Source organism: Aestuariivirga sp. (genome assembly GCF_044238155.1).
Taxonomy (GTDB): domain Bacteria; phylum Pseudomonadota; class Alphaproteobacteria; order Rhizobiales; family Aestuariivirgaceae; genus Aestuariivirga.
Window position 1 is genome coordinate 1 of the sequence record NZ_JBIIDX010000060.1, and the last position, 18,495, is coordinate 18,495.

Annotated in this window: 19 protein-coding genes and 1 tRNA gene; 11 read left to right on the forward strand and 9 right to left on the reverse strand. The window is 60.9% G+C overall.

The features are described from left to right. Nucleotides 1–150: 150 nt before the first annotated feature. Entirely contained in the window at nucleotides 151–1,398 is a 1,248-nt protein-coding gene (gene arcA, locus ACILRN_RS08030; RefSeq protein ID WP_395687176.1) for an arginine deiminase, read from the reverse strand. 18 nt (nucleotides 1,399–1,416) lie between these two features. Continuing rightward, nucleotides 1,417–2,850 carry a basic amino acid/polyamine antiporter gene (locus ACILRN_RS08035; protein WP_395687178.1) on the reverse strand — a complete coding sequence of 478 codons (1,434 nt, stop codon included), beginning with the start codon at nucleotides 2,848–2,850 and terminating at the stop codon, nucleotides 1,417–1,419. A 395-nt stretch (nucleotides 2,851–3,245) separates the two neighbouring features. On the opposite strand from ACILRN_RS08035, the gene ACILRN_RS08040 reads away from it, so the two are divergent. The 5 genes from ACILRN_RS08040 to ACILRN_RS08060 all read left to right on the forward strand — a co-directional run bounded on the left by ACILRN_RS08040 (nucleotide 3,246) and on the right by ACILRN_RS08060 (nucleotide 6,770). Then, entirely contained in the window at nucleotides 3,246–3,404 is a 159-nt protein-coding gene (locus tag ACILRN_RS08040; RefSeq protein ID WP_395687179.1) for a hypothetical protein, read from the forward strand. A 9-nt stretch (nucleotides 3,405–3,413) separates the two neighbouring features. Continuing rightward, entirely contained in the window at nucleotides 3,414–3,746 is a 333-nt protein-coding gene (locus tag ACILRN_RS08045) for a hypothetical protein (protein ID WP_395687181.1), read from the forward strand. Nucleotides 3,747–3,884: 138 nt separating this feature from the next. After that, complete coding sequence (locus ACILRN_RS08050) at nucleotides 3,885–4,484, forward strand: dimethylamine monooxygenase subunit DmmA family protein (RefSeq protein WP_395687182.1); 600 nt, start codon at nucleotides 3,885–3,887, stop codon at nucleotides 4,482–4,484. Between the two features lie 282 nt (nucleotides 4,485–4,766). Beyond that, entirely contained in the window at nucleotides 4,767–5,738 is a 972-nt protein-coding gene (locus tag ACILRN_RS08055) for a PDR/VanB family oxidoreductase (protein WP_395687183.1), read from the forward strand. Nucleotides 5,739–5,753: 15 nt separating this feature from the next. Beyond that, nucleotides 5,754–6,770: a heme-dependent oxidative N-demethylase family protein gene (locus ACILRN_RS08060; RefSeq protein WP_395687185.1), complete on the forward strand. Its 1,017-nt coding sequence runs from the start codon at nucleotides 5,754–5,756 to the stop codon at nucleotides 6,768–6,770. Between the two features lie 60 nt (nucleotides 6,771–6,830). On the opposite strand, the gene ACILRN_RS08065 is transcribed toward ACILRN_RS08060, so the two are convergent. The 3 genes from ACILRN_RS08065 to metC all read right to left on the reverse strand — a co-directional run bounded on the left by ACILRN_RS08065 (nucleotide 6,831) and on the right by metC (nucleotide 9,463). After that, entirely contained in the window at nucleotides 6,831–7,274 is a 444-nt protein-coding gene (locus ACILRN_RS08065; RefSeq protein WP_395687186.1) for a nuclear transport factor 2 family protein, read from the reverse strand. A gap of 445 nt (nucleotides 7,275–7,719) precedes the next feature. Then, nucleotides 7,720–8,235 (reverse strand): CreA family protein, encoded by a 516-nt coding sequence (locus ACILRN_RS08070; protein WP_395687188.1) that lies wholly within the window; start codon nucleotides 8,233–8,235, stop codon nucleotides 7,720–7,722. A 52-nt stretch (nucleotides 8,236–8,287) separates the two neighbouring features. Continuing rightward, nucleotides 8,288–9,463 carry a cystathionine beta-lyase gene (gene metC / locus ACILRN_RS08075; RefSeq protein WP_395687189.1) on the reverse strand — a complete coding sequence of 392 codons (1,176 nt, stop codon included), beginning with the start codon at nucleotides 9,461–9,463 and terminating at the stop codon, nucleotides 8,288–8,290. A 130-nt stretch (nucleotides 9,464–9,593) separates the two neighbouring features. On the opposite strand from metC, the gene gatB reads away from it, so the two are divergent. The 3 genes from gatB (at nucleotide 9,594) to ACILRN_RS08090 (ending at nucleotide 12,338) form a co-directional block, all read left to right on the forward strand. Next, nucleotides 9,594–11,069 (forward strand): Asp-tRNA(Asn)/Glu-tRNA(Gln) amidotransferase subunit GatB, encoded by a 1,476-nt coding sequence (gene gatB, locus ACILRN_RS08080; RefSeq protein WP_395687204.1) that lies wholly within the window; start codon nucleotides 9,594–9,596, stop codon nucleotides 11,067–11,069. A gap of 210 nt (nucleotides 11,070–11,279) precedes the next feature. Continuing rightward, nucleotides 11,280–12,047: a glutathione S-transferase family protein gene (locus tag ACILRN_RS08085; RefSeq protein WP_395687191.1), complete on the forward strand. Its 768-nt coding sequence runs from the start codon at nucleotides 11,280–11,282 to the stop codon at nucleotides 12,045–12,047. 75 nt (nucleotides 12,048–12,122) lie between these two features. Next, nucleotides 12,123–12,338, forward strand: coding sequence for a hypothetical protein (locus ACILRN_RS08090; RefSeq protein WP_395687193.1), 216 nt, complete (start codon nucleotides 12,123–12,125; stop codon nucleotides 12,336–12,338). A gap of 212 nt (nucleotides 12,339–12,550) precedes the next feature. Here ACILRN_RS08090 and ACILRN_RS08095 read toward each other — a convergent pair whose 3' ends face one another. Together ACILRN_RS08095 and ACILRN_RS08100 are read right to left on the reverse strand one after the other, a co-directional pair. Then, the gene (locus ACILRN_RS08095; RefSeq protein ID WP_395687195.1) at nucleotides 12,551–12,850 is read right to left on the reverse strand and encodes a hypothetical protein; all 300 of its coding nucleotides are present in this window, start codon (nucleotides 12,848–12,850) and stop codon (nucleotides 12,551–12,553) included. Nucleotides 12,851–12,909: 59 nt separating this feature from the next. Beyond that, complete coding sequence (locus ACILRN_RS08100) at nucleotides 12,910–13,944, reverse strand: Fe(3+) ABC transporter substrate-binding protein (protein ID WP_395687197.1); 1,035 nt, start codon at nucleotides 13,942–13,944, stop codon at nucleotides 12,910–12,912. Nucleotides 13,945–14,127: 183 nt separating this feature from the next. Between ACILRN_RS08100 and ACILRN_RS08105 the strand changes: the two genes are divergently transcribed. Both ACILRN_RS08105 and ACILRN_RS08110 read left to right on the forward strand, forming a co-directional pair. Next, nucleotides 14,128–14,334, forward strand: coding sequence for a hypothetical protein (locus ACILRN_RS08105; protein WP_395687199.1), 207 nt, complete (start codon nucleotides 14,128–14,130; stop codon nucleotides 14,332–14,334). A gap of 60 nt (nucleotides 14,335–14,394) precedes the next feature. After that, nucleotides 14,395–14,486: transfer RNA gene (locus tag ACILRN_RS08110), tRNA-Ser, on the forward strand. Nucleotides 14,487–14,661: 175 nt separating this feature from the next. On the opposite strand, the gene ACILRN_RS08115 is transcribed toward ACILRN_RS08110, so the two are convergent. Further along, nucleotides 14,662–15,387: an HAD-IA family hydrolase gene (locus ACILRN_RS08115; protein ID WP_395687201.1), complete on the reverse strand. Its 726-nt coding sequence runs from the start codon at nucleotides 15,385–15,387 to the stop codon at nucleotides 14,662–14,664. A 210-nt stretch (nucleotides 15,388–15,597) separates the two neighbouring features. Between ACILRN_RS08115 and ACILRN_RS08120 the strand changes: the two genes are divergently transcribed. After that, nucleotides 15,598–17,031: an aldehyde dehydrogenase family protein gene (locus ACILRN_RS08120; RefSeq protein ID WP_395687206.1), complete on the forward strand. Its 1,434-nt coding sequence runs from the start codon at nucleotides 15,598–15,600 to the stop codon at nucleotides 17,029–17,031. Between the two features lie 36 nt (nucleotides 17,032–17,067). Here ACILRN_RS08120 and ACILRN_RS08125 read toward each other — a convergent pair. Beyond that, nucleotides 17,068–18,495, reverse strand: a 1,428-nt coding sequence (locus ACILRN_RS08125) for a gamma-glutamyltransferase family protein (protein WP_395687202.1), incomplete at its 5' end; no start/stop codon positions are given.

Below are 18,495 nucleotides of genomic sequence, written 5' to 3' on the forward strand. Positions count from 1 at the left end.
AAAGGCCAGCCCGACCAAGATCACCAGACTGGCAATCGGGATCACCGCCTCCAGCAGGCTGAGCGGCTGTATGTCTTCCGGTTTGCTCATGCGCCTCCCGCAAGAGGGGTGGCCGGCGGCGGGTTCATGTTGCTGCCGCCATAACGATTGTCAGAACTCCGCTGCGTCGCGGATGATGGGACAGGTCATGCAGTGCCCGCCGCCGCGGCCGCGCCCCAGTTCGGAACCGCTGATGGTGATGACCTCGATTCCCTGTTTGCGCAGCAGCGAGTTGGTGTAGGTATTGCGGTCATAGGCATAGACGACGCCCGGTGACGCGCAGACGAGGTTGGCGCCGCTGTCCCACTGGGTGCGCTCGCGCATGTAGGCGGTTCCGCCGGTCTCGACCACGCGCATGGACTTGACGCCCAGCGCCTGCGCCACCACTTCGACGAAGGAACCCTCGTCCTTGCGCAGTTCAACACCACTCGGATGGCTGCTCGGCCGGTAGGAATACGCCTCGATGCCATTGACGATGTCGGGGTAGATCAGCACGCAGTCCCGGTCGGCAAAGGTGAACACCGTATCAAGGTGCATGGCGGCACGAAGCTTTGGCATGGCCGCCACGATGACACGCTCGGCAACTCCCTGGCGGAACAGGGCGGCGGCCAGCTGGCTGATGGCCTGCCGCGAGGTCCGCTCGCTCATGCCGATCAGTACATTGCCCTTGCCGATCGGCATCACGTCACCGCCTTCCAGCGTCGCAAGACCGTGGTCCTTGGTCGGGTCGCCCCACCACACAGTCACCTTGCCCGCGAAATCAGGGTGGAACTTGTAGATGGCGGTCGTCAGGATCGGCTCTTCGTGGCGGGCCGGCCAGTAGAGGGAGTTCAGCGTGCAGCCGCCATAGATCCAGCAGGTGGTGTCACGGGTGTAGAGCGTGTTGGGCAGAGGCGGCAGCAGATATTCGGTGATGCCCGCCGCCTGCCGGATGATGCGCAGCGTGTCCCCGCCGATCGACTCGGGGAACTCCTCGGTGGAAAGCCCGCCAATCAGCGTCTCCGCAAGATCGCGGTCGGACAGGCCCATCAGGTAGCTCCTGATCTCGTCGATCAGCCCCAGCCCTACCTGATCGGGCAGAATCTGGTTGTCGATCACCCATTGGCGCGCCTCGGGAACAGCCATGGTCTCAGCAAGGAGATTGTGCATCTCCACCACCTCGATGCCGCGGTCACGCATCTTCAGGATAAAGTCGAAGTGGTCGCGCTTGGCCGTCTCCACCCACAGCACGTCGTCGAACAGAAGCTGGTCGCAATTGCTGGGGGTCAGCCGCTGGTGCGCCCGTCCCGGTGCGCAGACCATAACCTTCCGTAGCTGGCCAACTTCCGAGTGTACGCCGAACATCACGTCTTGGGACATGGCAGTTACCTTCCTGTTTCAGGGTGTGATGGTGCCAGACAGCAGTCCGATGAGGCCGATGACGGCAGCCACCGCCGTCACGGCAAAGATTGCAAGATCGCGTCGTGAGAACAGCTCGATGTTCTGCTCGCGCCGCGCCCAGAGATAGAGGATGGTGCCGGGCAGGAAGAGCAAGGTAACCAGCAGGGTGTATTTGAGACCCGCTGCAACGAACATGACGATCGTATAGAGCACGGCGAGCCAGGCGATCACCTGGTCCCTGCCCCGCTCCTGCGGCACCGCCTCATAGCCTTCGCCGCTGCGCGCCAGCAGCACGCCATAACCAGCCACCAGGAGATAGGGCAGCAGCGTGGTGACGCTGGTCATGTCGAGCATGAAGTTGAAGGCGTCGCGTGACCAGTAGGTCGAGATCACGAAGAGCGAGACGACGATGTTGGTGAGCCACAGGGCATTGGCGGGAACCCGGTTGGAGTTTTGCAAGGCGAACATCTTCGGCATGTCCTTGGACTTTGCCGCTGCAAACAGCACCTCGGCACAGATCAGCGACCAGGCGAGATAGGCACCCAGGACCGAGATCAGGACGCCAACCGAGATGAAGATCGTGCCCCAGGGCCCCGCAATCGCCTCCAGCGCGCCCGCAAGCGACGGCTGGCGCAGGCCGGCGATCGAGGATTGCGGCATGACACCATAGGGCAGCAGCGTGATCGCCACCATCAACCCCGTGACGCCGACAAAGCCGAGGATCGTGGCCCGGCCGACATCGGCGCGCGTCTTGGCAAATCGGGAATAGACGCTCGCACCCTCAATGCCGAGAAACACGAACACCGTGATCAGCATCGTGTCGCGCACCTGGGCCCACAGCGGCTTCTCCGGCATGTCGGCGCCGCCGAAGAAATTATCGGCAAACTGAGCGTAGTTGAAAAAGATGATGAACGCGATGATGGCAACGATGATCGGCACGATCTTGGCGACCGTCACCACGGAGTTGATGAAGGCTGCCTGCTCGACGCCACGCAGGATCAGGAAATGGAAGGTCCAGATGCCAGCGAGTGAAACCAGGATTGCGGTCAGCGTGTTGCCACCGCCGAATACCGGAAAGAATGCCCCCAGCGTGGAACCGATGAGCACCCAGTAGAAGACGTTGCCCAGGCAGCTTCCAAGCCAGTAGCCGAAGGCCGACAGAAAGCCCATGTAGTCGCCAAAGCCAGCCTTTGCGTAGGCAAAGACACCGGCGTCGATGTCAGGCTTGCGCTCAGCCAGCGCCTGGAAAACCCGGGCAAGCATGTACATGCCTGTCCCCGCGATCGCCCAGGCGATGAGGGCGCCAAACGGCCCGGTCGCCGAACCGAAACGGCCCGGAAGATTGAAAATTCCTGCCCCCACCATCGATCCCACGACCATGCCGGTCAGAGCCAGGAGTGTGAGTTTTTGGGAATTGCCGTTCTGCGACACGGGCTTCTCCAGTTGTCTTACACATTGGGATATCAATATGCAATTTATGCGAGACGTCGCATAACACCTGCGGGCCCCGAGTCAATGCTCGAAAGACCGATCACATGATGAAAGCGATCTCAGTCGCAGCTTTTGATGGATCGAGAACGAATTGAAACGCTTCGGCGCGCTTGCGTTGCAACCCTGAAGACGCAAACCAAATATGTCCGCTACCCTAAATAGAATGCGATCCATCAGCGTTCGTCGACGGAAGGACAATTCTCGTTTTTGTGTATATTTTCTAAACTGAATATTTATGCTGATCAGAAGCGGAATGATGCCCACGGGGTCAAGCGGAGACACATGACAGCGGACATCCATTGAGCATTTCATTCGACATGAAACGGGAGAAGATCATGAAAGCCAGAACGCCATCGGTAAGGGCAGGCCTTGTGCGCAAGCCGCAACCAACCCGGCGAAAGGTGCTGACAGCGATCATTTCGATCGCACTCGCGCCCGCTGGATTGGCCGCGAGCGGCGCATCGCCCGCCGATGCCGCCACCGGCAACATCTAGTTCCGCGTGGTGCGGGCCGGGCTCATCGTCGGGTTCGGCGGCGGCAGTGGATCGCTCTTTTTCAAGGGCAACCGTTACCCTTTCAGCATCGGCGGCATCAGCGTTGGCGCAACGATCGGCATTGCATCCATCGACTTTGTCGGCCGCGCCCGCAACCTCAGCCGGCCGCGAGATATTGAAGGTAATTATCGGGCAGTGGCCGCGGGACTCTCGGTTGCCGGCGGCGGCGCCGTTGCCAGGTTGCGGAACTCCCGTGGCGTAGAACTCGAGGTCTCCGGCAAGAAAATTGGCCTAAAGGCATCGGCGGACCTGAACGGCCTTCGCATCCGTCTCGAGCGCTGAGACCCGCGACCAGATCAGACGCATCGCAGACGGGCGCCCGATCGGTCCCGGAGCGCCTGTTTAACGGCCGGGCTCATGCTCCGGTTTTGGTGGTCACGCCCTCGCGCCCTTGGTAAACTGCCACAAGGGAGGTTTGCGATGCTGATTACGGGGATCAAGAGCAGGCCGGTCTACGACCGGCTGGCGCCGTTTCCGGAGGCACGACTGCACGTGATTGTCGGCCAGGGATCCGGCGGTTCCGCCATGCTGCGGCTGTTGCAGGACATGCCCGCCGGAGCGGAAATCGAGGTTCTCTATTCGACGGAAAGCTTCTCCGGACAAGACCACCTTGAGGCCCTCAGGGAGGCGGCACCTGCCATATGCCACGGCTTCGCGGACAATGCCTCGCTCCTGGCCGCCCTCGACCAGCGACTGTCTCGGGCCTTCATGGGCACCCGGCTCTATCTCGCGGGGTCGGAGAGTTTCATCGGTCTGGCCATGAAGATCGCCCGCCAGTTCGACCTCAACGCCGATGAGGTGCTGCGCGAGCATTGCGGTAGCCTGGTTCGCCGGGTCTGGTGCGTTCACTGCGACGCCTACAGCGAGAACATCACCAGACGGGTCTTCGCCTGTACGGGTTGTGGCAAGCCACTCATTGTCAGGGACCATTACTCCCGGCTGATGGGCGCCTTCATGGGGGTTCAGGCAGATGCCGAGGTACCCGGCGAATTGCCAGAGGCGACTGATCTTGACAGCTAGAGCAACATCCGACCTGATTGGAAGGCGCCGCCGGAGGGATTGCGCTGTGTGGCCAGGAGAATGGCGAATGGCGGGTCGGTGGCACGGCCGAGCCATTCGGCTCCACCACAGCACAAAAGGCCCCGGCCCTTCCGGTTCGCTGGCGGCGGGCGTCCAGCTCGCAGCACTCCTCACGAGGACCCCCAGCACTCGTTCCGGCCCGCGCCTGCCGGCCACCACCGCAGCGACCGAACGGCGCTGCTTCAATAAGGTCGGATCGTGCTACAGACCCGCGGAGCCGGAATGAGCCAGGATACTGCAGTCGGACTGATCCCCGTCACCGTCGCCCGGATTGACGATGTCACTCCAGAGATCCGCACTCTGCGGCTGAGCGCGGAGGATGGCCACTACCTGCCAGGCTTCTCGGGCGGCAGCCACATCACCGTCGGCATCGACCTCGATGGCGACACTCACCTGCGCAATGCCTATTCGCTGATGAGTTCACCCTACGACACGAGCCATTACGATATTGCCGTTCGGCGGATGGAGTCTGGCCGCGGCGGGTCGCGCTTCATGCATCAGCTGCGCCCAGGCGACCGGCTTGGCATTTCGCCACCTGTCAATCTGTTCCCGATTCAGATCCATGGAAAGCTGCATGTCTTTCTGGTCGGGGGAATAGGCATCACGCCGGTCTTCCCGCAGGTCGAAGAACTCGAACGCGCCGGCGCTGCATTCGAGGTGCATGTCTCATGCCGGACACCCGCTGACGCCGTGCTGGCGCACCGCCTTGCCGATCGCTTCGGCAAGCGTGTCCACCTGCGCTACACCCGCACGGAGGGCCGCCCCGATTTTGAGGCAATACTGGCGCGCAGGCCCCTCGGAAGCCATGCCTATATTTGTGGTCCCAGCACGATGATTGCCGATGCCCGTGCGGCAGCCCGCCGGCTGGGCTGGTCAGACAGCCACGTGCATTTCGAACAGTTCGTCGAGCAGAAATCCGGCAAACCCTTTGATCTGGTGCTTGCTCGCAGCGGCATCACGCTGCGCGTGCCCGCCCAGGTCAGCCCGCTCGAAGTGCTCGAGGCCAATGGCATATCCATTCCCTATCTGTGCCGGGGCGGCGCATGCGGCCAGTGCGAGACCCGCATCCTCCGCACAGACTGCGCAATCGAACACCACGATGTCTGGCTGAGCGAAGCGGCGAAGGCGTGCAACAGCCATTTCATGCCATGTATCTCGCGGGCCGATGGCGGCACGCTGGTTGTAGATCTCTGAACAGGAACGCATTCCATGCAAATGCCCATCAAGCACGACGAGTCCTTCCGAGTTCCCTACCGTTTCTCCAATTCACCAGAGGCGATCGCCCGCTTCCCCTTCCCTTTCCCCGATGACAGCTACATGTATTCGGTCAATCTCGAGCCCCATGTCCGGCGCGGAGACGGCGTGTTCGCCAATGCCTTCGACATTGACGAACACTATGTCGCCGAATGTGGCGACCGGGCACGGGCGCTCGCAGAGCAACCCGGGGTCCACTACGTGTCGCTACCGCACATGATGCAGGCGCAATGGGACATTCTCGAACTGATCATGGAGTCCTATTCACGCGACTATCCGCAATGCTTCGAACTGCACAAGCAGGGTGCGCGCTGGACCTGGGTCAACCGGCTTCTCGGGCTTGAAGACAGCTTCACCTTCGGCGACCCCTCGACACTGCCCATGGAGCCCTTCGAGTACATCTCGCGTCAGGCGCAGGGAGACTGGGTGTTGCTGGAGGAGCGCGACCAGACGCTCTATATCGGCGCCGGCATGACAACGGAGCGGGCGGATTATTCCATCCGCTTCGATCTTGGCATGAGTTGGCACGAATTCCATGGCCCGGTTCCCCTCGCCCATGAGATGGGCGTCTTCGATAAGGCCCTGAAGTTCATGCTGCGCCTGCGCACCAACCATCCAGTCCGGCGATTGAACTGGACGACGACGGTGTTTCCGCGGCTTGAAACCTCGGCCGAGACGTTGCCCGACTGGGGGCCAAACCGGACCATGGTGACACCCGAAAATGCCGGGGAGGCCGTCCATCTCCGCGTCGAGTTGCAGCCACTGCACCGGCTGCCGCGCTCAAATGCCATCGTCTTTCCGATCCGAACCTATCTCGCGCCGCTCTGCGAGCTCGTGACCAATCGTGACTGGGGACGGCGGCTTCATCGCGTGATGAGGTCCCTCCACCAGGAGCTCGTCGACTACAAGGGCATGACGCGCTACCACAAGGCCATGGTCCAGTATCTCTCGGCCTACGACGACCAATCCTGACGAGCGAAAGGTGGCAACCGCTGCCCGGCGGCGAAGGCATCAGACGATCCTGGTCGCCGATCAGTTATCTGGCGCCACCGGCACCGCAAAGTTGGCGTGCGCCGTCACGTACCATCCATCCGCGTGCCGTTCAAAGATGGTCATGCGGGGCGCAAGTCGAGTTTGCGGCTTGCCCAGTATCAGCTGTTCGATTTCCAGATTGTAGCGTGCCACAACGATGGTCTCGGACCTCGTCGTCACGATGTCGCTCACGTTTGCCTGGCTCTTGGCAACCGGGAGCACGCCCGCAACTTGACTCTTGATGAAGCTGTCGCCACTCGCCATGACAACCTGGAAGTGATCTGCGAGGATCGCCTCCACTTTGGGCCCATTGCCCGAATAGAGAATGGAGAGCCAGTCACGGACAAGTTGCTCAGGTGCTGCATCCGGCAGCCCTCCCGCCGAAGCCGGCGACGCCATCACCGCAAGGCCTGAAATGACCAATGCCCGAACCAGATTCCTCATTTTACATCATCCTTCTTGTGTAATTCGGTCTACGCACGATCCAGCCTGCACACCTGCTATGGCGTGGTGGATGGATGTACACCGACAGTGCGAGCTGTCATGCCAGCGATTTTGTGAGTTTAGTACGCAACGCGCCGCAGCGCCAGTTCAACCGGCCATGAAGGGCAAGGCTCCGGCCACTAGAGCAACAACCGACCCTATTGAGTCGCGCCGCGTTGGAAATTTCGCGGTGTGGTCAGGAGAATGACAAGAGGCGGGCTGGTGGCCGGGTCGAGCTATCCGAGGCAGCGACCGAATGGCGCTGTTTCAATCAGGTCGCGTCCTGCTCTGAGGGTCGGTCCGGCAATTGCAAAACAACAACCTTTGCTGGTTTGACCGCAGCAATCGGCCGTAAGAACCGGTGTGCGGGACAGATGATCAGGCCTGGTGAGTTCAGCACCACGCCCTATTGGTTCACAAACTCCCCACACTTTGGTGCGGTTTCATCACCCCAGGGCATCACCGGCACGGTCGAGGTCGAGTTCTGCGGCGAGCCTTCGATAAGCTTGTCGGAATAGGCGAGATAGACCAGCACATTGCGCTGGGCGTCGCAGCCGCGCACGATCTGCATCTTCTTCCAGAACAGCGATCGGCGCTCACGGTAGATCTCTTCGCCCTGATCGAACTTGGTCTTGAACTGGATGGGGCCAACCTGACGGCAGGCAATCGAGACCTCCGAGCGCTCCTCGGCGAATCCCGCCCAGCCCGACCATCCGCCAACCTCCGGCACCGTGAAATAGCAGGCCACTCCGGCTACGCCGGGATCATCGATCACGAAGGTGGCGAGCGTGGCGTCCGGCGACAGCATGCGCCATACGGTGGTTTTCTCAAAGATCATGGCCGGCTCATCCGACTGTGCAAGCGCCGGCCCGCCAAGAACCAGCACAAGAAATAGGGCGGCAAGTCGTCGAAGCATGGACATCACCCGGTCCTCCTCAAACCCGGATCATGAGATAGGAAGGAAATCCGCTTTTTCAAGAGTGGGCCGCCAGGGCCCGGAAACCTTCTGCGAGATCGGCCTTGAGATCGTCCGGGTTCTCAAGTCCGATGTGAAAACGAATGCAGTGACCGGTCGGGGTCCACGAGGTTGCGCTGCGCTGTGGTTTGAACGGCACCACGAGGCTCTCATATCCGCCCCAACTATAGCCCATGCCGAACAGGCTCAGCCGGTCGAGGAAGGCGGCGGCGGCAGCATCCGGGCATGGCTTGAGCACGATGGAGAACAGGCCGGAGGCACCTGTGAAGTCGCGCTTCCACAGGCCATGGCCCGGGGCGTTCGACAGGGCGGGATAGAGCACCGTGTCCACCTCGGGCCGGCCACGCAGCCACTCCGCCACCAGGATGGCATTCTTCATGTGGCGCTCGAGGCGCACGTCGAGCGTGTGGATGCCGCGCAGGGTGAGGTACATGTCATCGGGACCGGCAAATTGCCCCAGCTGCTCATAGGCGTCGCGGAATGTTTCCCAGGTCTCCCGATTGCAGGTGACGGTTCCCATCATCGCATCGGAGTGACCGACGAGATACTTGGTCGCCGCCTGCACCGACACATCTGCGCCGTGGTCAAAGGCCTTGAAGAAGTGCCCTGCCCCCCAGGTATTGTCAATCATGACGATGGCCCCGGCCCTGTGTGCGGCCTCGGCGATCGCCGGAACGTCCTGCACCTCCATGGTTTGCGAGCCCGGTGACTCGGTATAGACCACGCGTGTCTTGGCCCGCATCAGCTGGGCAATTCCGCGCCCGATCAGCGGATCATAATAACTGGTTTCGATGCCGAGCCCCCTGAGCAGCCCCTCACACAGCTGACGGACAGGCTGGTAGACCGTATCCACCATCAGGAGGTGATCCCCGGTCTTGAGGAAGGCGAGAAGCGCCGTCGAAATCGCAGCCAGACCAGATGGCGCCATCTTGGAGTTGTGGCCGCCCTCGAGCATGGCCACGGCCTCCTCCACTGCGCGCGAGGTGGGCGTGCCACGCCGGCCATAGACGTAGGGTTGGCTGCGTCCGGTGAGAGACTCGACGGAGGGAAACAGCACCGTCGATGCATGATAGACGGCCGGGTTGACGAAGCCGTGCTCGGCATAGTCGCGCCCGGCGGCCACAAGGCGTGTTTCGGGCGCAAGGCCGGACAGGTCGGGTTTGATCTTTGACATTGGAATGCAACCGGTTCTTGAACCCAGAGCGCTAGCATGGAGCCGCAGCCGGGAAAAGCCACTCGAGCGGAAGGCCTTGAACCATCGGCCCCGGTTGAGTAGCAAGGCGCCCTGAGAGGTGACTGGCATGATGGATTCCGCAAGGCGCGTGGCCGAGAAGAAGGACTGGATCAAGGGCGCCACAGGTGACTGGGAAATCGTCATCGGCATGGAGGTGCACGCCCAGGTGCTGTCAAAGTCGAAGCTGTTCTCCGGCGCCTCGGCCGAGTTCGGCGGCGCGCCCAATGACCATGTTTCGCTGGTTGATGCGGCAATGCCAGGCATGCTGCCCGTCATCAACGCCTATTGCGTCGAGCAGGCGGTGCGCACCGGGCTCGGCCTAAAGGCCCAGATCAACCGCCGCTCGGTGTTCGATCGCAAGAATTATTTCTACCCTGACCTGCCGCAGGGCTACCAGATCTCGCAGTACAAGCAGCCGGTGGTGGGCGAAGGCCAGGTCCATGTCGATGTTGACGGCCGCGCCGTCGAGGTTGGCATCGAACGCCTGCACCTCGAGCAGGACGCCGGCAAATCACTGCACGACCAGCACCCCAACATGAGCTTCGTCGACCTCAACCGCTCCGGCTGCGCCCTGATGGAGATCGTCTCGAAGCCCGACATGCGCTCGGCCGACGAAGCCAAGGCCTATGTCACCAAGCTCCGGCAAATCATGCGCTATCTGGGCACCTGCGACGGCAACATGGAGCAGGGCTCGCTGCGCGCCGACATCAATGTCTCGGTGCGCCGGCCGGGCACGGACTTCGGCACCCGCTGCGAGATCAAGAACGTGAATTCAATCCGCTTCATGGGACAGGCCATCGACTATGAGGCGCGCCGCCAGATCGGCATTCTCGAGGATGGTGGATCAATCGCGCAGGAGACCCGCCTGTTCGATGCCAGGAAGGGCGAGACTCGTTCCATGCGGTCCAAGGAGGAGGCGCACGACTATCGCTATTTCCCCGATCCGGACCTGCTGCCTCTGGAACTGGAACAGGACTGGATCGACGGAATTGCCGCCTCACTCCCGGAACTGCCTGACCAGAAGATCGCCCGCTTCATGAAGGACTATGGCCTCACAGCCTATGACGCGCAGGTGCTCTCGGCCGAGCGGGCGTCAGCGGACTTCTTCGAACAGGTGGCCAGGGGCCGTGACGGCAAGATGGCCGCGAACTGGGTGATCAACGAACTGTTCGGGCGCCTCAACAAGGAGGGCAAGAGCATCGAGGCCACGCCAGTCTCGGCCGCCCAGCTTGGTGAGATCGTTGACCTGATTGCCGGTGGTACGATTTCGGGAAAGATCGCCAAGGACCTGTTCGAGATTGTCTGGACCGAGGGCGGATCACCAGCCACCATCGTCGAAACCCGGGGCCTGAGGCAGGTCACCGACACCGGGGCCATCGAGAAGGCCGTGATGGAAATCATCGCCGCCAACCCTGACAAGGTCGAGCAGGTCAAGGTTAAGCCCACCATGCTCGGCTGGTTCGTTGGCCAGGTCATGAAGGCAACAGGCGGCAAGGCCAATCCACAGGCTGTGAGCGACCTTCTGAAAGCGCGACTTGGAATATAGACCTAATAAAAACTAAACGATTACATAATCATAGATGCATTATCTCAGATCTTGATTGAACTGACGACTGGTGCGCGTCACGAAATTTCCTGTCTGGATCGTATTTTGTGAGTTTACTCAGTGGTTTGGTTTCAGTTGTCCTGCCCCGGCCTTATCCGCTATAGTCCGTACCCTGATTTATAAAATCGTGGGGCTGGGAGAGTTTAGACCATGGCAAAGACAGCCAGCGCGGCCGCAAAGAAGGCAGTGGCGAAGAAACCGGACAAGGCCGCAGCGAGCCGTTCGGCGCCGGGCACCAAGCCAGTGACTGCAAAAAAGCCTTCCGCGGCTCCGGTGACGTCAGGCAACAAGGCGAGGTTCACGCTCTATGGCATGCTGGGCTCGGGCCCGACCTATACGGTGGGCCTCATGCTGTCACTGGCCCGGCATCCGTTCTCCTACATCCACGTGAATCTTCGCGAAGGCCAGCACAAGCAGCCTGACTATCTGGTCAAGAACCGGTACGGGCAGGTTCCCGCACTGCGCGATGGCCAGTCTTATTTTGTCCAGTCGGCCGCCATTCTGCAGCACCTCGCCGAAACGCTCGGCAAGTTTGACGGCAAGACAGACCTTGAGCGCAACCGGATCCGCGAATGGCTGTTCTGGCAGTGGGACAAGCTGGCCATCCCGGTGTTCCGCCTCAGGGCCCGGGCGCGCGGCCTTCGCCAGTTCGGCGACGAGGTGCGCATCATGTATGACACCGAGGCCAAGGCAGCCCTCGCCGCGCTCGAGAGCGAGCTCGGCCGCGCCGAGTGGATCGCCGCCAAACGGCCGACCATTGCCGACATCAGCGTCTACGGCGTCCTGCGCTATGCCAGCGAAGCCAACATTGACCTCGCCCTCTATCCCAATGTCATGGCATGGAAGAGGCGGCTGGAAGCGTTGCCGGGCTTCGGCGCTCCCGAGCAGATCCTCCCGATGGAGAGCCGCCTCCTCTGAGCTGAGACCCTGCTCACGTGCCTGCTGGGCCTGATCCTGGCCATTGCCCGGCTTTTCGCGACCCGCTGGTATCGGTTGTCGACCGGCTTCGGTGTGTTTTCCAGTTTCACACTGCAGTTCGCAGTGGTGGCCATAACCTACCTCTTCGGCTGTCCGCTGCCACGAGGCAAGCAGCTCGCCGCCAACACATTGCTGGTGATGGACGATTTCAAAGCGACGCCGTTTTCACGTCTTCTGTCTGACTTTGAATGCCGCGCAGGTCAGACGCGGCTCACAATCCTGCCGAGCTGACCTGCTCAATTGGGTAAACCGCAGACGGCCAGCGATCACATAAGGGCTTCTTCCGGCATTCGGCAACTGGCGCCGGTCCGCATCGGCGAGCGAGCCGGCTCCGGACACTCTCCAGTCAGCGTGCCAAATGCAGCTTAGCCCAGGCCGCGGGCCAAAGCAAAAGGGCCGGAACCCCGGCCCTCGTCATCACGCGCTAATGCCCGTCGCACGGCTCAGTAGTCGAGCGGCCCGCTGTTCAGGTCGCCTGGTTCCTGATCGTTGATAAGATTGAAAATGCGGCTGTCGAACTGCTTCTGGCTCAGCTGACGGTTATAAACCTCGGACTGGTAGACATCGACCTGGGCGTTGAATTTCTCTTTGGCACTGTTGAGAGGCGGCAAGTCATCATTGCCGAGGCCATAGTCCTGCCCGAGCGGGATAAAATTCTCATCCGCAATGGCAGGCAGAGTGGCAAGGGCCAAGGTCAGGGCCGCAACGGCAGCCAGGATCGAACTACGCATGATTTGCTCCATTTGAATCGAGCATATCGCATGTCTTGCGTAAATACATCAATAATTCCTGCCCAGCGGCCTCAGTCGTTGAATTGTACTTCGTCAACCAGCTTCGAAGCAGCTGGCTCCAGCCGGGCGATCTCGGCCACGTTCAGGGCATCTGGCGTGAATGTACCCCAGGACTGGACGATCTCGCTTGCAGGCACCGCCGGGTTCACCGGATACTCGAAATTGCCATCGGCATAGATGCGCTGGGCCTCGTCGCTGGCCAGAAACTCCATCAGCTTCAGGGCATTGTCACGGTTGGGGGCACTGGAGGTCATCAGCATGCCCGAAACATTCACGTGGGTGCCGAAATCCGGAGAGGCGGGGAAAACGATCTGGACTGACTTCGCCCATTCCTTCTGCTCCGGCTCCTTTTCCTCGGTCAGCATCTTGCCCATGTAATAGGTGTTGGCGATTGCCAGGTCACATTCACCGGCAAAGACGCTCTTGGCCTGGCTGCGATCATTGCCGGAGGGCTTCACGGCGAGGTTGGCCTTGAGCCCCTGGAGCCACTGACGGGCTGCATCCTCTCCCTTGTGCGCGATCATCGCGGCGATGAGGCCGAGGTTATAGGGATGATTGCCCGGCCGCATGCAGATCTTGCCTTTCCACTTTGGCTCGGCGAGTTCTTCATAGCTGATCGCCGTGATCGGCGCACGCTCGCGAGAGGCATAAACAACACGTGCCCGCATGGTGAGGCCGAACCACAGGTTTTGCGGGTCACGCAGGTTGGCGGGCACCTTGTCCGTGATTGCGGGCGACGTCACGGGCTGAGCTAGGCCGCGCGCGGCAGCCTCGACGAGACGGCCTACATCGGCGCTCAGCAGCACGTCCGCCGGGCTGTTGCGGCCCTCCTGCGCCAGGCGCTCGACCAGCCCATTGTCGGCGAAGACCGCGCGAACCTTGATACCGGTTTTGGCGGTGAATGCTTCGAACAGTGGATTGATCAGGGCAGGCTGGCGATAGGAATAGACATTGACCTCGCCATCAGCCCAGGCATGGCCGGCGAGACCGGCAGACACCATTGCTGCGAACCCAAGGGCCAGAACCAAACGGCGCGAGAGAAACATGACTAGGCACTCCTTTGCGTCAAAACGATCGATTTGCCGCTCTATGTAGGCAGCCTGGCGAACTGTCAACGAAATTCCGAGTAAAATACTCGGCTTTAGAACGGCTCTAAACTGGTTCTAAACTGGCTGCATTCATCTGGTTGCGCTATATGAACCCCAGCTCAGCAAGTTGAATGGTGAATCATGGCATTTGAACAGCTCAAGGCGCAGATCGGCATGTTGCTGGGCGAGATGACCAACGCGCCGGAAGATCTGCACGAGCTCTATGAGCAGATCCACCAGGAACTCAACCAGCTGCGTGCCACCGGCATGGCGCTGCCGGCCGATCTCGTAGAGCTGGAAGCCAAGCTGCGCGACGCATTTCCCGAGCCACCACGCAGGCGAGGCTGAGACGCGCACGGACGCCACACTTGCATCATCGCGGAAATCACGGCAAAAGCCCCGGCTGCAGGAGACGTGGCCGAGTGGCTGAAGGCAACGGTTTGCTAAATCGTCATACGCTGTAAGGCGTATCGAGGGTTCGAATCCCTCCGTCTCCGCCAGTGTCTCATGGCAAACTCTTCAGCGCCGCCAATGTGAGAACGGCATGGAACGCATGATCCGTTAGAGAGCTGCGGCCCAGCGACTCACGGGGTCGGTCACAAGCAAGTCGTGGCGATAAGCCTGAATTCGTAAAGTAGAGGCATAGACCGCACGATCACCCTCACTGCGCCGTGCTCACCGTGGGTTTGACTTGGTCATCACCTGTCCGATCAAAGCAGAGACAAGCGTGGGGAACCCATCAAAGGAATGATCGAAATCCTCGTCCGGCCTGCACTTGGCATAGTCCTCGCCTGGGTCCCTCAGCCGTGGTTCCACATAGGCCGTCCGAAAGCCATAATCCCTGGCCGCATGAAGGTCGCTTGGATGCGATGCCACCATGATGACCTCATTCGGCTGGGCCTTGAACAGTCCGAGCGCTTTCTCGAAGCAGCGTGGGTCGGGTTTGTAGAACCCCATGACGTCACAGGTCAGCAGTCCGTCCCAGCTGATGCCGTTTCGGCGGGACGAGCCAATCGCCATGGACCAGCTGAGCAGCGACAGCGGGACCACAAGGTAGGCCTCGCGAAGCGCAGCAATCGCGGCAACGGCTTCAGGCCATGCCGGCATGCTTGACCAAGACCGCCTGACCCGATCAATAGCCGCCGAACCGCCTGTCATGCCGCGGCGCTGCAATTGACCGTCAACCACGTCACTGAACAGTTCGTCCGCTTCCTTCCAGGGCAGAAGCCCCCGTCGCACGGCAGAACTGTCAGCGAGGAAAGAGGCCCGGCAGTCCCAGGCAAACTGCCGGCGGTCGGGGGCAGCAACAAGGCCACTATCCGCAAGCGCCTCGATGATCGCCGTTTCCCAATCAAAAACCGTACCGCCAATGTCAAAAAACAGGATGGAGGGTGCGTTCATCGGGGCTTCCCTTCTGAAATTGCGGCCTTGGTCAGGCGTGGCGCGGGCCCACGTTTCACCAAACAGCGAACCCCTCACCAGTAAGCGTATGCCGGCGGGGAAACATTGACAACCGGCGTGGATACATTTATCACCTATTTTGGATATATTGATGTTTGTATCAACTTTACGGAACCAGCCTGGTTCCCTTCAGGCGTTGCGGGCGGACTGATGAATGGCTGCTTCATCGACGGCACATGGACGGAAGGTTCGCCCTCTCTGGTGAGCAGAAATCCATCCGACACCACCGATGTCATCGGTGACTATGTTGCGGCAACCGCCGATGACGTCGAAGCGGCGGTTGCCTCAGCCCGGCAGGCATTCAAGAGTTGGTCGAAAACGCCCATACAAACGCGTTTCAATATTCTCGATGCGGTAGGCTCCGAACTGATTGCCCGAAAGGAGGAACTCGGCCGCCTCCTCTCGCGTGAGGAAGGCAAGATCCTGCGGGATGGAATTGCCGAAGTATTCCGCGCCGGGATGATCTTCAAGTTCGCTGCGGGCGAAGCAGTCAGGCTAGCAGGTGAATGCATCTCTTCTACACGTCCGGGCCTCGACGTTCAGGTTACAAGAGAGGCTCTTGGTGTCGTCGCGGTGATCACGCCATGGAATTTTCCCCTCGCCATTCCCGCCTGGAAGATCGCGCCGGCACTTGCCTGCGGCTGTACGGTAGTCTTCAAGCCTGCGTCCTTCGTTCCAGCCAGCGCCTGCGCACTCATGGACGTGCTGCAACGGAACGGTGTTCCTGCAGGTGTGGTGAACATGCTGATCGGAGGTGGCAAGTTCATTGGCGACCACCTCATCGGCAACCATCATGTGGCAGGCGTCAGCTTCACGGGGTCAGTGGCCGTCGGGCGCGGCATCGCTCAGGCCTGCGCAGCGCGTGGAGCGAGGGTTCAGCTTGAAATGGGCGGGAAGAACCCGCTTGTCGTTCTTGATGATGCCGAACTGGGGAAAGCTGTGAGGATCGCCGCAGACGGCGCCTTCTTCCAGACGGGGCAGCGCTGTACAGCGTCATCCCGCCTGATCGTCACACGCGGAATTCACGACCAATTCGTCGAAGCCCTGACACGGCAGATCTCGTCACTGAGGGTCGACCATGCGTTGCTCGAAACAACCGATATCGGTCCGGTGGTAGAGAAGCGTCCACTTGAGGAAATCATGCAGGGACTTGAGGCATCCAGGCGCGACGGCGCCCTGCTCCACACCGGCGGCGAGCTTCTCGACCGCAGGACACCCGGGCATTTCCTGTCCCCCGCATTGTTCGTCAACACCCGCAACGACATGTTCATAAATCGGACCGAACTTTTCGGCCCGGTTGCAGCGGTAATCAAGGTTGCGGACTATGACGAGGCGCTCGCGACTGCGAATGACACGGAATTTGGCCTCTCAGCCGGGCTCTGCACTCAGTCGCTGAGGCATGCGCGACATTTCCAGCAGAACGCCGAGAGCGGCCTGGTGATGGTCAATCTTCCGACGGCAGGTCTTGATTATCACGTGCCATTCGGCGGCAGGAAGGGCTCAAATTATGGGCCTCGCGAACAAGGAAGCTATGCCCGTGAATTCTTCACTATCGTGAAGACCTCCTACATCGATGCGAACTGAAGCCGTGCATCGGCACAGTCAGCTGCCAAGCCTTCATCAGTAGCCAAGCGCACAGCCATCCTTGCGAGGGTCAGACGCGCCGATGAGGACCCCGTTCTTCCAGTCGATCGAAATTGCCTGCGAACCACCAATCGGCCGGAGCGGGCGGACCAGTTCATATCCCATGGCCTTGAGGCCATCGGCGACCTCGGGATCGAGCGTAAGTTCATACTCCACCTGGGCTGTGCCAGGCAGCGGAAAGACCCTTGGCAGATTCATCGCCTCCTGCATGTCCATGCCATAGCCATACACCTTTGATACGAATGACGCCTGGCCCATTGCCTGGTAGTGACCGCCCATGACTCCGAATGACATCGCCGCCTTGCCCGCCTTCACCGCCATGCCCGGAATGATCGTGTGCATTGGTCGCTTGCGCGGGGCAACCTGATTGGGATGACCCGGCACCAGAGAGAAGCTGATGGCCCGGTTGTGCAGCACGACACCAGATCGTGGCGCAACGAGCCCCGACCCGAAGGTGTTGAACGTGGAATTGATGAAGCTGGCAGCGTTGCGGTCCTTGTCAACGACCGTGATGTAGACTGTGTCGCTGTGCTTCGGGGGCATATAGGCAGGAAGTGAATCGATACGCTTACCCGCGACGATCATGGCGCGCAGCCTGTCGGCAAGCGAAGACGACAGCAAGTCCGCAACAGGCACCTCGGCCATGGCGGGGTCCGCAAGTGCCGCATTGCGAACGGCATAGGCAAGCCGGGTCGCCTCGATTTCGCGATGATACCGCTCGAGAGACACCGGACTTCCCTTGGTCTTGAAGCCGGAGAGGATGTTCAGGATAAGCAGCGCAACGATGCCCTGCCCGTTCGGCGGACACTCCCAGATCTGGTGGCCGCGAAAACCGGTCGAGATCGGCGTGACATAGTCACCCTTCGCCTCTCCGAAGTCGGAAAGCGTATGGAGCCCGCCCAGGCTGCGAAGGTAGTCCACGATGTCAGCCGCCACAGAGCCCGTGTAGAAGGCGTCCCGGCCGCCCGCTGCAATCAGCTCGAGGGTGCGGGCCAGTTCCGGCTGACGGTGGACGCTGCCGGTGGCTGGCGCCTTGCCGCCCGCCAACAGCATGCGCGCCGCCCCAGGATCAGCGCCGAGAAGAGGCTCCTGCTCCACCCAGTCAACATGGACGCGCTCGGAAATTGCATAGCCATCATGAGCAAGCGCGATCGCCGGCTTCAGCACCTCACCAAGGCTCCTGGTGCCATGATCGCGCAACAGCTGATGCCATGCATCAATCGCGCCCGGTATGGTGACGGCAAATGGTGATTGGCGGGGAATGGCTTTATCGCCAACTGCCTTGTGATAAGCCTCAAGCGTCGCCGCCGCCGGCAAGCGGCCGGACCCGTTGAAGGCGACGACCTTGCCCTTGCCCCGCGGCATGTAAAGAGCAAAGCAGTCGCCGCCGATTCCGGTGGACCC